Origin of the sequence: Rhizobium sp. R693, from assembly GCF_002211315.1 — a bacterium.
Taxonomy (GTDB): domain Bacteria; phylum Pseudomonadota; class Alphaproteobacteria; order Rhizobiales; family Rhizobiaceae; genus Rhizobium.
Window position 1 is genome coordinate 36,203 of sequence record NZ_LOKY01000004.1, and the last position, 12,714, is coordinate 48,916.

At 56.6% G+C, this 12,714-nt stretch carries 9 protein-coding genes and 3 pseudogenes; 4 read left to right on the plus strand and 8 right to left on the minus strand.

All coding sequences use genetic code 11. The annotated features are described in order from the left end of the window. The first annotated feature begins 39 nt into the window (after positions 1-39). The gene (ggt, locus tag ATY79_RS05445) at positions 40-1,593 is read left to right on the plus strand and encodes a gamma-glutamyltransferase (protein WP_189637961.1); all 1,554 of its coding nucleotides are present in this window, start codon (positions 40-42) and stop codon (positions 1,591-1,593) included. Positions 1,594-1,793: 200 nt separating this feature from the next. Here ggt and ATY79_RS05450 read toward each other — a convergent pair whose 3' ends face one another. From ATY79_RS05450 to ATY79_RS05475, 6 genes are all read right to left on the minus strand, one after another. Then, on the minus strand, positions 1,794-2,600 hold the full coding sequence (locus ATY79_RS05450; protein WP_088703202.1) for an ABC transporter permease subunit: 807 nt from the start codon (positions 2,598-2,600) through the stop codon (positions 1,794-1,796). A 1-nt stretch (position 2,601) separates the two neighbouring features. Next, positions 2,602-3,465 carry an ABC transporter permease gene (locus ATY79_RS05455; protein WP_088703353.1) on the minus strand — a complete coding sequence of 288 codons (864 nt, stop codon included), beginning with the start codon at positions 3,463-3,465 and terminating at the stop codon, positions 2,602-2,604. A gap of 2 nt (positions 3,466-3,467) precedes the next feature. After that, on the minus strand, positions 3,468-4,544 hold the full coding sequence (locus ATY79_RS05460; RefSeq protein WP_088703203.1) for an ABC transporter ATP-binding protein: 1,077 nt from the start codon (positions 4,542-4,544) through the stop codon (positions 3,468-3,470). A gap of 76 nt (positions 4,545-4,620) precedes the next feature. Next, positions 4,621-5,670: an ABC transporter substrate-binding protein gene (locus ATY79_RS05465; RefSeq protein WP_245312319.1), complete on the minus strand. Its 1,050-nt coding sequence runs from the start codon at positions 5,668-5,670 to the stop codon at positions 4,621-4,623. A gap of 359 nt (positions 5,671-6,029) precedes the next feature. Beyond that, positions 6,030-7,457, minus strand: a complete 1,428-nt coding sequence (locus ATY79_RS05470) for a gamma-aminobutyraldehyde dehydrogenase (RefSeq protein ID WP_088703205.1) — start codon at positions 7,455-7,457, stop codon at positions 6,030-6,032. Positions 7,458-7,474: 17 nt separating this feature from the next. Then, positions 7,475-8,575, minus strand: coding sequence for a Zn-dependent alcohol dehydrogenase (locus ATY79_RS05475; protein ID WP_088703206.1), 1,101 nt, complete (start codon positions 8,573-8,575; stop codon positions 7,475-7,477). A 713-nt stretch (positions 8,576-9,288) separates the two neighbouring features. On the opposite strand from ATY79_RS05475, the pseudogene ATY79_RS05480 reads away from it, so the two are divergent. From ATY79_RS05480 to ATY79_RS30405, 3 pseudogenes are all read left to right on the plus strand, one after another. Next, positions 9,289-9,453: pseudogene (locus ATY79_RS05480) on the plus strand (transposase); the annotation flags it as partial. Between the two features lie 107 nt (positions 9,454-9,560). Continuing rightward, a pseudogene (locus ATY79_RS05485) lies at positions 9,561-10,133 on the plus strand (UPF0149 family protein). 50 nt (positions 10,134-10,183) lie between these two features. After that, positions 10,184-10,355, plus strand: a pseudogene (locus ATY79_RS30405) (IS3 family transposase); the annotation flags it as partial. 12 nt (positions 10,356-10,367) lie between these two features. Here ATY79_RS30405 and ATY79_RS05490 read toward each other — a convergent pair. Both ATY79_RS05490 and hisD read right to left on the minus strand, forming a co-directional pair. Continuing rightward, the gene (locus ATY79_RS05490; protein ID WP_280950866.1) at positions 10,368-10,685 is read right to left on the minus strand and encodes a lyase family protein; all 318 of its coding nucleotides are present in this window, start codon (positions 10,683-10,685) and stop codon (positions 10,368-10,370) included. A 185-nt stretch (positions 10,686-10,870) separates the two neighbouring features. Continuing rightward, the gene (hisD, locus tag ATY79_RS05495) at positions 10,871-12,181 is read right to left on the minus strand and encodes a histidinol dehydrogenase (RefSeq protein WP_088703208.1); all 1,311 of its coding nucleotides are present in this window, start codon (positions 12,179-12,181) and stop codon (positions 10,871-10,873) included. Between the last annotated feature and the right edge of the window lie 533 nt (positions 12,182-12,714).

Below are 12,714 nucleotides of genomic sequence, written 5' to 3' on the forward strand. Positions count from 1 at the left end.
GTCCGCACCTGGCGGCCCCTTATCATGGGGAACGCTGCCGTGGCTACGAATCACCCCGCAGCAACTCAAGCGGGACTGGATGTTCTAAAGTCGGGAGGAAATGCTGTTGATGCGGCCTTTACGGTCTCTCTGTGCCTTGGTGTTGCCGAACCCTTCATGTCGGGCATTGGTGGCGACGGTTTCTATCACATCCACGACGGGCAGGGATATGTGTACGAGGGTGTCGGGTGTGCTCCGCTAGCAGCTCGCACCGACACCTATCCAATGGGAATACCGGATAATGGCCCCATGTCGATTTCTGCACCGGGAAGCATTGCAGGGCTCTTCGCAATGCACACAAGGCACGGCCGTAAGTCTGTCAAGGAGCTTGCCGAACCTGCCATCCAACTCGCGCGGCGGGGCGTTCCCGTTGGCCACACCTACCGAAGGTCCGCGAAGACGGACGCTTGGCGCTTCGCCACGCAAGGTTCTGCATCTTCGACGTACCTGCTGAATGGAACAGTACCAGACATCGGCTCGCGGGTCGCGAACCCGCGCCTGGCAGAAACCTTGGAAGCACTCGCGGAAGAAGGTCCAGAAAGCTTTTATCGAGGACGCCTAGCGAGAGTGATTGCACAGGACCTGCAGGCCTTAGGCTCGCTGGTTACACCGGAAGATCTGGCTGCCGTCGAATCGTGCACCCGTGAGCCGATCAAAGGTCATTACCGCGGCTATGAGATCCTGCAGACGCCATCTGTTTCGACGGGCTTCACTCTCTTGCAACAATTGGCGATGCTCGACCTTTGCGATCTGGCGGCAGCGCGGAATGATCCCGCCACGCTAATCCATCTGATGGTAGAAATTAAAAAGCTCGCATTCCTGGACCGAGAAAGGTTCTCAGGCGACCCCCGCTACGTTGATCTCGACCTAGGTCATTTGCTCGATCAGAACCGGCTCGCCAAGCTTGTATCCCAGATCGACATGAACGTGGCCGCCGATTTACCAATTGCGGAGCCAGAAAAGACAACGGAAACCACATATTTCTGCGTTGCCGATCGAGAGGGGCAGGTTGTGTCGGCTATTCAAAGCCTCAACGCGACATTCGGATCGGGCGTCATGCTTCCTCAAACGGGCATTTTGATGAACAATCGGATGTGTTGCTGGCATCTCACCAGCGGGCATCCCAACGCACTTGTTGCGGGCAAGAAGGTGCGCCACACGATGAATGCTCCCATTCTTTTAAGGGATGGCAAGGTGAGAGCAGTGCTCGGCACTCCGGGCGCCGACAACCAAGTTCAGGTAAATTTCCAAGCTATAGTTGCCCTTATTGATCTTGGCCTGGATCCTCAGACAGTGGCCGAGGCGCCACGCTGGTCAAGTGATCAGTGCGGACAGAGCGCTAACTGGCCCCATGGCGGGCAAAACACCCTGACCGTCGAAAATCAGATGCCCGAGGAGGTGAAGGCAGGTATAAAAAGTCGCGGACATAATCTAAAGACAGTCGGCACACTGGAAGGCCCTTGCAGTTTGGAGATTATCAAGATCCAGGAAGACGGATTGAAAATCGCAGCCAGTGACCCACGACGCGATGGTTGGGCTGCGGCTTTTGACTGATTTGTGTGGGTTGCGCGACTGCTGTTTTTCCTGCTTGCGATTACAGGCGTAAGCGTGTCGATAATCTAGCGATTGAAGCCGTCGCGCATGAGTGTTTCCGCCGGCGGCGAACGAACTTCCGGCGAAAACGCAGTGGTCAACGAATGCCCAACAATACACATTCCCCACTATTTGGAGCATTCATCACGTTCCCTCCGTTCCTATACCTTACCGGCCCTCGCCCGCATCCTGATGGAGATGAGCAGGCCAATGATCAGCGCAAGGACAATGAGATTGATTAGGGTCGATAGCGCATAGAGCTCCGGTTTGACCCCGTAGCGCAGCGCGCCCCACGCAACCGACGGCATGGTTGGCGTCGCACCCAACAGATAGAACGACACATCAAGCCCGTTCAGCGACAACACGAAGGCGGTGATCAGGCTTCCCATTATGCCGGGCCACGTGATTGGCAGCATCACTTCGATGAAGGACCGGAAAGGGGAGGCCCCGCAGACGATCGCCGCCTCGTTCATTCGCCAGTCGTATTTATAGAGCAGCGCCGCCATGATGAGGAAGCAGAAGCTAAAACAATGCACTGTGTTGGCGATGATCGCCGTAAGCATGTTGCCCTGTATTTCGAACAGCAGATAGTAGAGCGCCATGCTAGAGACGCCGAGCAAGATCTCCGAGACGAAGAGCGGTGCGGCAAAGAGAATCGCGTAAAATAGCGCCCGCGTGCCACCGAATCGTAGCACCCCAACGGTGGCGAGAAAGCCGAGTACTGTCGAAAGCACGGCGGTACAAGACGCGAGAATTAGACTGTTGCCGAAGGCGCTCTGGTAGACCGTGTTGGTCGAGAGCCGCACATAGCTTGCCACGTTGAACTCCGGCGGATAGGGGAAATTCGGCTGGCTCGACAGCGAGGCGAAGAGGATATGCACGATCGGCATATAGAGAAAGGCAAAGACCAAAATCAGCAATGCCGCGAGGCTCCACTTGATGATGGCATCTGTAAAGTGCGGTCTCATCTTACTGTCTCCCAAGCCCAGTGAAGCCCGTGCGGCGTAAGTCCACGCCGAAGCCCAATATGGCGAGTGCCGCACCTGAGAATAGGAATAGTACTACGCCCATTGCCGACCCCAACGCCCATGTGCCAGATTCGCCGAATTGCTGCGCCATCGACATACCGTAGAGCGTACCGTTGGGGCCCCCGAGGAAACGCGGAACCAGCGACGCCGACAGCGTCGGTATGAAGCTCAACATGAAACCCACGACAGTCCCGGACAGATTGAGCGGCCAGACGACCTCGCGGAAAACCTGGAAGCGATTGGCTCCGCAAGCGCTCGCAGCTTGGGCCAGCCGGAAATCGAAGTTGATCAGGGACAGATAGATCGTCGTCACCACCAGTGGCAGGTATAGATAGACGAACGCGATGAAGGATGCCACATTGGAATACATGATCATTCTCAGCGGTGCCGCCCCCATGTGGACGAGCGCTCCATTGACTAGGCCTGCCGGTCCCAGCATGCCCTGCAGCGCGATCAGCCGCAGCACCTCGCCTGACAGAAATGGAATCACCAAAAGCAATGAGAAGATGACCTTGTAGCGCCCTCCATAGCGGACGATGAAATAGGCGACCGGCCAGGAAACCGTGACCAGCATCACTGAAACACCGACCGCCATCGCCAGTGACCGGGCGAAGAAGGTGAGATAGGCGCCCTCGGTTGTGAGCGTGCCGTAATTCATGAGCGTCCAATCGCGGACGATCTTGTAGTTCTCCGTTTGCCAGAAGCTGAGTACGACGAGCGCAATGAGCGGCAGGACGAAGAAGAGAAACAGGAACCCGGTGGGAATGTCGAGCATTAGCCGGCGTTGGAGCCTATCATTCGCCATCTTCACGCCCCCGCACGAAAAATGTGGCAATCGGCCGGGTTCCAGGAAAGCAGTACGCGTTCCCGAGCTAGCAGTGGTTCGTTGCGTTTCGGTTTGACGGCGATGAGGGTGTCGCCGCGGTCAGTCTCCAGCACATATTCTAGGAACGGTCCGCGCAGCACTACATCGATGACTGTGCAGGTGATCCCGGCGCCGCCATTCGCTTTGCGGTCCAGGTCGAAACGTTCGTTCTTCACAAAGATGTCAATCGCATCACCGTACTTGAAGATGCTGCCCGTAGGCAGTGCGAATTCATGATCGTAGCGCGTGAGTCGGACCGACTTTCCGTCGGGAAGGACTGAACCCTGGAACTTGCTGGACTTTCCGACGAAACGGGCGACAAAGGGCGTCTCGGGGTGGTCGTAAATTGCCTGCCGCTCGCCAAGTGCCTCTAGCCGACCGTTGTTGATGACAGCAATGCGGTCGCTCATCGAAAGTGCTTCTTCCTGGTTATGCGTGACATAGATGAACGGGATGCCGAGCCGCTTCTGATAATGGCGGATCTCAATCTCCATTTCCTGTCTGAGCTCACGATCGAGATTGGCTAGTGGCTCGTCGAGCAGTAGCAGCGTCGGCCGAGACACGAGGCCGCGGCCAAGCGCCACTCGCTGCTGCTGCCCCCCGGAGAGCTGGCTGGGATAGCGATCGAGCAGCGTGTTGAGCGACAGGATGCCCGCCACCCATTCGACGCGCTCTTCGATCGCCGCCCGAGGTTCGTTTCGCATGCGGAGCGGAAATGCGAGGTTCTCCCGAACCGTCCGGTGCGGGAAGAGCAGGAATTCTTGGAAAACCATACCGATGCCACGTTTGTGCGGCGCAAGCTCCGTCACGTCCTTGCCATCAAAATGGATGCGACCCTCGGTCGGTTGGTCGAGACCCGCGATGAGGCGCAGCAGCGTGCTTTTGCCCGAGCCGCTTGGGCCGAGAATGGCGATGAATTCGTGCTTGGCGATGTCGAGGGAGACGCCTTCAAGCGCCCTCACCGAGCCGTAACGGCGCGAGATATTGTCGATACGGATATAGGAACCGCTGTGGCTCATGGAAATGACCTGTGCTGACGGCGGCGCCCGCAGGACGTTGCCCCGGACGCCGGACTTGGGAGAATAGAGTAAGCGTTTAGGCCGCCTGTACGTTCGACCATACCCGTTCCCACTTTTCAGGGGAGGATGGCTGATCGAACATAAAGAGGTCGGCGATTTCGCTCGAGCGGTCCATGAGGAAGAGTTTTCGCTCCGCTTCGGTCGAGATGGAACGCAAATCGATCGTGGTCGAGCAACCCGAAGCCTCGGCAACTTTCTTGATGACTTTCGGCGAGATCATCAGATCGATGAAACTGCTGCAGAGTTCGAACTTAGCGCCATCGGCGACCCCCGAGGTGATCAACCAGGTGTCGACCCAGCCCAAGCCGCCCTCCTTCATCTTCAACGTGTGGCGGAAATCTGTGGGAGCAGCACCCTGGTCTTCTGCCGTCAGCAATTGGCGAAAGACCTGGGCGAATTCGGTGGCCGCGACGACCGCTCCGCTCTGGAACAATTGGAACAGCGTCGGGAAGTCTTGGTAGCGGGTCAGCAGTAGACTTTTCTGTTGGATCAGCAGCTTCTCGACCTCCGCCAACTCTGCATCAGTCAGAACGTAAGGGTTGAAACGCTTACCATCAGGCCGCGGGTTAGAACGGCTACCCATGCGATCGGTGACCAGAAGGGCTGCGAGTGCGATATTTTCCTCAAAGCGGGAGCTGGTCGACAACATGCCGGAATATTCCGGGTTGAACATGCATTCCAGCGTTTCAGTCTTTTCCGGTGCTACCTTGGCGGCGTTATAGGTAATGCCGTAGGCGCCCCAGCAGAATGGGAAACCAATTTTCTTTCCAGACTCTGGATCGGAGAGCAGTTTGAAGGTTCCTTGGCTGAATTCCGGCAGGTAGCTGGCAGAGTTGGGTACCCTGGCATAGTCGACCTCGCGCAGCAGCTTTTCACGGAAATACAACTGCGGCCAGAAGCCGTCGGCCTGGACAAGATCGAACTCCTTCGAACCTCCGACGCGAAGCTTGTTGTATGCTTCGGAATTACCGTCAAAGAAGGTTGGGACGAACTTAACCTTGTGGGTGTCCTCGAAGGCGCTGATGTAATCGGGCAGCAGGTAGCCTTCCCACATCAGGGCGCGCAACTTGTCCGGCTCGGCCCAGGATGGTCGCACGTAGGGTGTGACGAGGGCGGCCGCGGTGCCGGCGGCAAGAAAGGATCGGCGAGTGAACTTCTTGTCAAACATGTGAGTGATCCCCTTATTGATCTTGTTCTCAAAGGTGCGTGCTTGAGCACGTCTTTTGTTCTAGTTCCTCCAGCGGACCTTCACCGGAGGCTTCCACGCGCAAACTCAGGCTCTGGCGTCGGTTTGCTGACGTGAATGTCCTAACGTTTCGCCTATCAATCGCGGCTGCAACGAATTCGGTTTTGCACGTCCGACATCTGGCGTTTGATGCGGTTTGAGTTTGCGCTATCTCATTTAACTGCTCCCCGTTTTGCGAGTTATCCGATGTAGGACATGACGTGCTTGATACGGGTGTATTCATCGAAACCGTATGCCGACAGGTCTTTCCCGTAGCCGGAGTGCTTGAAGCCTCCGTGCGGCATCTCGGCCACGACGGGAATGTGGGTGTTGATCCAAACACAGCCGAAATCGAGTAACCTGGACATTCTCATGGCTCTGCCGTGATCCCGCGTCCATACAGACGACGACAATCCGTAGGAAGTTCCATTGGCATATCTGAGCGCCTGCGCCTCGTCCGCAAAGGACTGCAACGTAACGACGGGTCCGAAGATTTCCTCTTGAACGATACGGTCTTCCTGCTTCACCCCGGCAACAATGGTTGCTTCGTAAAAGTACCCCGACCCGCCAGGGCTCTTTCCGCCCACAACGACCTTGGCATGGCTCGGCAGGTCCTCCACGAACGACTTAACGTGACGGAACTGACGTTCGTTATTTACCGGCCCGTACAGTACTTCGGGGTCCGAGGGCATTCCTGTGGTAGCCTTGTTTTTCACTTTTTCAGATAGCAGCGTAAGAAACTCGTCATGCACCGATTGCTCGACAAGGATACGCGTTGCCGCCGTGCAATCCTGGCCGGCATTAAAGAACCCAGCCATAGCTATGGCGTCTGCCGCCGCATTTAGATCCGCGTCGCGGAAGATGATTACAGGAGCATTTCCCCCAAGCTCGAGATGAACCCGTTTTAGATCCGCTGAAGCGGACCGGGCGACTTCAAGACCGGCGCGCGTCGAGCCCGTGATCGAAACGAGCTGAGGAATCGGATGGCGCACCATTGCGGCACCTGTCTCCCTGCCACCGAGAACCAAGTTGAATACGCCCTGCGGCAGGTGTTCCGCCGCTATCTCGGCAAGCAGGATCGCAGTTGAAGGCGTGGTTTCAGAGGGCTTGAGAACAGTTGCATTTCCCGCTGCGATCGCAGGGGCGATCTTCCACACCGCCATATTCAGCGGAAAATTCCATGGTGCGATTTGTGCTACGACGCCGATTGGCTCGCGCCGGAGCATCGAAGTGTGGTCTTTCAGATACTCCCCTGCCGACCTTCCTTCCAGATTCCGCGCCGCCCCTGCGAAAAAGCGAAGCTGGTCCACCGAAAGCATGATTTCTTCTTCGACCAGCTTTGCTCTTGGCTTGCCGGTGTCGAGAGACTCCGCGTCGGCGAATTCATTGGCACGCGCTTCCATCCCATCGGCAATACGTAGGAGCGCTCGCTGGCGCTCCGCCGGCGTGGTGTTCCGCCAAGTAGAGAAACCGCGTTCAGCCGCGCGAAACGCGGAATCCACATCGGCATCGTTGGAGGACGGTGTACACCCGTATGTTTGTTCGTTTGTCGGGTCGATCAGGTCGATCTGCCCATCTGCGTGTGGTTCGACCCACTTTCCTTCAATAAGATTCCGTCCGTAGTTCATTCTGGACCGCTCCGAGCTCAAGGTATGAGGAGTTGGCGCAATGCCGAGCCTGACGCCAGGTCGCGCAGGCTCTGTTCAGTTTCGTCTAGTGGTCGGCGCGCACTGATAAGTTCGTCGAGTAGAAGCTTGCCCTCCATGTACCAATCGACGAGTCTGGGGATGTCACGTGCTGGAACGATCCCGCCATAGTTCGCGCCTAAGATGCGCTGATCTAGATCTACCAAGCGCTGTGGTTCGAACTCGGCTTTCAACCCTGTCGGCGGTATACCCACCATGGTTGCTATCCCCCCGACCGCCAGGGCAGCGATGCATTGCTCCGCTGTCGCCTTCCCGCCGATCGCGTCGAAGGTGAATTCAGCGCCGTCAGGCAGAATTTCACGGATAGCGTCGACGCAATCTACTTTGCTCGCATCGACTTCATGCGTAGCGCCGAACTTGCGGGCAAGGCTTGTCTTCTCCGCACGAAGATCCACCGCGACAATGGTCGATGCGCCTGCGATGCGGGCACCTTGTACAATGTTAAGGCCCACCCCTCCGCAACCGATAACCACGACGGACGATCCCGCACGGACGTTAGCCACGTTGATTGCAGCCCCGACTCCTGTGGCAACGGCGCAGCCGATTATGCAGATGACGTCCAGTGGTGCATCCTTGCGCACCTTGATGGCGCCGGACGCCGGAACAATCGCCTCCTCGGCAAAGGAGGAGACTCCGGAATAGTGATAAAGTGGCCGACCATGCCATGACAGGCGGCTACTGCCGTCGTGAAGAACGCCACAGGCGGAAACCATGTTAGCGTGGGTCGTACACTGCGTCGGCCGCCCATTCAGGCAGGACTTACATTTGCCACAGGGCGCGATCCATGAAAGGACCACATGATCGCCGACGGACAAGTCTGACACGTCATGGCCTACCTCGGTGATCGTTCCGCTCCCTTCGTGACCCAGCACGAGAGGCGCTGCAATTCCTATCCAGTCTCCTCGCGTTATGTGAACGTCGGAATGGCATACGCCCGCTGCAGCGATCCTCACGCGGACCTCGTTCGGTTGCACTTCACCTAGGCTGACGTCCTCCACAACAACAGGCTGTTCCTTACCTGTCCAAACTGCAGCGCGCATTTTATTCTCCCAAACTGGCGCGACGTGCGAAGGCCACGCATCACGGTATTAATCGCAGGTACAGGTCTCTTCCTTCTCTCACCCAGGAAGTTGCTTTACCTGCCGCATCCCCGGTAGCGTTTCGTCGCTACGCCGAACGCGGTCTGTTGCCAAATGTCTCGATACCCAGGTCGATCCCGCGTTTATCGCCCAATGCGCGGCGGCCGCCGAGTTCGCCCATCATCACACTTGAAGTTACGGCTCCGATCCGCTGATGAGAAAGGTCTCGAGGAATTTCCCGATTTGCTGTAGGCCAATTCGGCCGTCCCCGGAGCATCAACTTGCGTGGCTACGGCGGAAATGTCGGATTCGGCGCGTTGAGTTCGCACCGCACACATCAAAGCGTAGATAGTAACCTCGAAATGATACATGGTCATTCTCCGCAACATCGTTCGTGCTACGCGTAACAACTTGAGATACCTCTAGGTAGGGAGCTTCTCGATCTCTCTTTATAAACTTCCATATCTTGACGTATGCCATCACAATTCTTGCACCTTCATGTCTCGTAGCGCACGTCGCGGCGCGAAATTGTATGAGACTTCCAAGAGGAAATGAGCACATATTATGGTCGGATAAAGCTCGCGTTCCTCTGTATTCGCAAGTTCGCACGATAGACCAGACCCTTCGCATCCTGGCGCACTCGAATAGTGAATTAGCCCCCGAAAGGTCCGGACATGCTTCCCCACTTAGCTAAGTGGGTAAAAGTCCTTTCGGGTCCGGAACGGCGATGGCGCTGGAGCAGAGCGGAGGAGCTGGCCATCATTCAAGGGACCTACGAGGCGGGCGCTACGGTGAGCATTGTTGCCCGGCGGCACGGCATTCAGCCGAACCAGTTGTTCGGTAAGCGTTGCGAGCACATTTCGTTGAATTTCAGTTCGCGCATAATCCCGATCTTTCGAGATTGAGAGATGGGAATGATGGATCTGGTGCCAATCGAGAGCGACGAGTGTGCCGCATAGCCTTGGAGCAACTCGAGACCTGGCTCGAAAAGGTCGAGCCGGCACCTCCGTGCCGCGACGTCTCGATGATGAATGGCTTCCTGACCGGCCTGGCGGCTGGACCCGTCTTCCTGTTGCGCAATGACTGAATGATCCACGTCATTGGCGATCACGAAAAGAGGGCCTTCATCGGCAGCAAGATCCAGGCAGTGATCGATACGATCGTCGATCATTATAACCTCATAGCCCACCAACTGACGGCGCCCGGCCGCTATGCGCCAGTGTTAATGCGGACTGACGGCGAAGTGTTTGCTGGCGACTGGGCCGACGGGTTCTTCGGAGCCATCAGCTCGGGGAATGGGCACCGCTATTCGCGCAAAAGCAGACCGGCGATCCGATCATAGCTATTCTTCTTCACTGCACAAAGCCTTAGCTGATCCGAATGATCTCGACAGCATTCCCCAAGCCTCGATGCCAGTCTCAAAGATGCTTGGCGTACGCTTCCGTTTGCGGTCGCGGGTATTTACGCGCACTGCCAGCCGATGCGCTTCAACCCCGGCGCGCCCGCCAACGACGCTTAGTCTGGGTTGAGGATCGGCGTCACGGCCATGGCTTTGGGGCGCTCGCAACGCATACGTTGTTCGCTTGGCGCAATCTCGCGTTGCAAGAGCGCTGACGGCGACGGCCGCCGAGAAGGAGGTCCTTTCCGGCTTCCGAATACCGGGCGCTTCAGGCCCAGGTGAAGGAGTTGCAGCGCCTGTTGGCAAGAAGGCGATGAAAGCGAAATCCTCAAGGAAGCTCTCGGCGGTCGGTGGTCACGGGTCGCGATACTCTGCCTGGGACGACTGCCCTGGATTCGCCAGCTCAAGGATTTGATCCGGATGATCGATGAAGCTAGGCGGCCACTTGTCGGTATTTAGGATTGCATACTTACCTTTCGGCAATCCCATAGCCTCGAAGGCAATATACGCGATCCCCTCATTCGCGTTCATATTGGTGGAAGTGCCCGGGCCGCCCTGCACCACATCTACGATGAACTGGTCGTGATGTCGGCCTTCATCGGCCACCATAAGGCAGGCCTTCTCGATCGCCGCGCATTTAGTCTTCGAAAGATAACCCGGGCACAAGCGCACGGACTAGGTCGGGATAGTGTCCAACCGTCTTGCAGTTATTGGAAAGTTCAAAGCGAAGGGGCCAGTGATTGGTCACAGGTTGCGAGGGATACCACGCAACTCTTTGCAGTCGGGAAGATATTCACGCTCGCGAGCAAAGGAGAAGGCTCGGACAGCGAGCATTCTCCCATGTTCATGACGTGTAATTACTCGGCGGTTACGACCCCGCCATATTCAACGTTTCGCCGCCCGAAGCGTCGGACGCGGATATTGGCCTGCTCAGCATGTCCAATGAAGCCTTCCATATGGCAAAGACGAGAGCCGATTGCTCCTATCTTGGCGGACGCCTCGTCCGTCAGAATCCGCTGGTATGTGCATGTCTTCAGAAACTTGCCAACCCATAGGCCACCGGTGTAGCGCGCTGCCTTCAATGTAGGAAGTGTGTGATTGGTACCGATGACCTTATCGCCATAGGCGACATTCGTTCGCGCACCCAGAAAAAGCGCTCCGTAGTTGGTCATGTTGTGCAGGAAATAGTCTGGATTTTCCGTCATCACCTGCACGTGTTCAGAAGCCACTTTGTCTGCCTCCGCCACCATTTCGTCGACACTATCGCAGATGATGATTTCGCCGTAATCCTCCCACGCCTGCGAAGCGATTTCCGCCGTCGGCAGTATGGTGAGAATACGCTCGATTTCCCTCATAGTATCGTTCGCGAGCTTTTCGGAGTTGGTGATCAAGACGACCGGAGAGTTCGGGCCGTGTTCGGCCTGGCCAAGGAGATCAGTTGCGACGATTTCACCATCTACGGTGTCGTCCGCAATGACAAGGGATTCCGTCGGGCCGGCGAAAAGATCAATCCCTACGCGGCCGAATAGCAGCCTCTTGGCTTCCGCCACATACGCATTTCCTGGACCGGCGAGCATATCGACAGGCGCAATGGTTTCAGTGCCGACGCCCATGGCAGCGATTGCTTGAACACCACCTAGGCAATAGATCTCGTCCGCACCGGCGAGATGCTGGGCAGCGACAATCTTCGAAGCGATTCTCCCCTTAAACGGGGGCGCACAAGTGATGACCCGTTTACAGCCAGCAACCTTGGCCGTAAGCACGGTCATGTGGGCGGATGCGAGAAGAGGATACTTTCCGCCCGGTACATAGCACCCGACGTTTTCGATTGGAATGCTCCGGTGGCCGAGGATGACCCCCGGCATGGTCTCGATTTCGAGGTCAAGCAGTGTCGTGCGCTGGGCCTCGGCAAAATTCCGAACCTGAGCCTGTGCGAATTCCAGATCCTTACGTTCCTGAGGAGTGAGACTATCCAGGCAGTCAGCGATTTCCTTATCACTGAGCCTGTAGGTCTCGCGATCGAGACCATCGAACTGGATGGAAAGCTCGCGTACAGCTCGGTCGCCGCCGTTTTCGACTCGGGCGATGAGCTTTTCGACAGCTTCCGTCACCGAGGAGGGCGTCTGGTTCGATTGTTGCACTCGCGCTCTTTTTAGATACTTACTCATCGTGACATTCCTTTATGGCAACAGTCCGCGATTTGCAGAACTGAATTTCTTTGATGTAGCGAGTCCACAGCCAGACCTCCGAGCACACGTTTGCGCTTGCACCGCTGTCGCGATGCATTCACGCCATATCCGAAAACGAAAGGAGATTTCCGTCGCAATTGTCTTTGCCCGGTAATCCGGATCTCCTTGTTTTGGCGACGATCCACTCTTCTTCAGACGCGATCATCATGTCGCCCGGTGGAACTTGACGACATTAGCGAATCGGCTGGTCATAGTCGGCGGGCTTTACCGCCTCCCTGAGTTGGCCGATTGGTACACCGCGACGCACAAAGCGCCAGCTGAATCAGCAATAGGAACCTGTTGGATTGAAGTTCTCGCAGCCATAATTGTGGTCGAAACATGCGTTATTCGCGAAACGAAATTGGAGCGATCTATTGATTCGCGCAATTGCGCAAGATTTGCCTCTGCTTGCGCAATATGAAGCACCGACTGATGATAATGATCTCATTTGATTCAGCACCTGGGTTCTGCGC

Excerpts from the sequence above, each read along its gene's own strand:
- ATY79_RS05450 (WP_088703202.1), bottom strand. The coding sequence starts at position 2,600 with ATGAGACCGCACTTTACAGATGCCATCATCAAGTGGAGCCTCGCGGCA.
- ATY79_RS05455 (WP_088703353.1), bottom strand. The coding sequence starts at position 3,465 with ATGGCGAATGATAGGCTCCAACGCCGGCTAATGCTCGACATTCCCACC.
- ATY79_RS05460 (WP_088703203.1), bottom strand. The coding sequence starts at position 4,544 with ATGAGCCACAGCGGTTCCTATATCCGTATCGACAATATCTCGCGCCGT.
- ATY79_RS05470 (WP_088703205.1), bottom strand. The coding sequence starts at position 7,457 with ATGAACTACGGACGGAATCTTATTGAAGGAAAGTGGGTCGAACCACAC.
- ATY79_RS05475 (WP_088703206.1), bottom strand. The coding sequence starts at position 8,575 with ATGCGCGCTGCAGTTTGGACAGGTAAGGAACAGCCTGTTGTTGTGGAG.
- hisD (WP_088703208.1), bottom strand. The coding sequence starts at position 12,181 with ATGAGTAAGTATCTAAAAAGAGCGCGAGTGCAACAATCGAACCAGACG.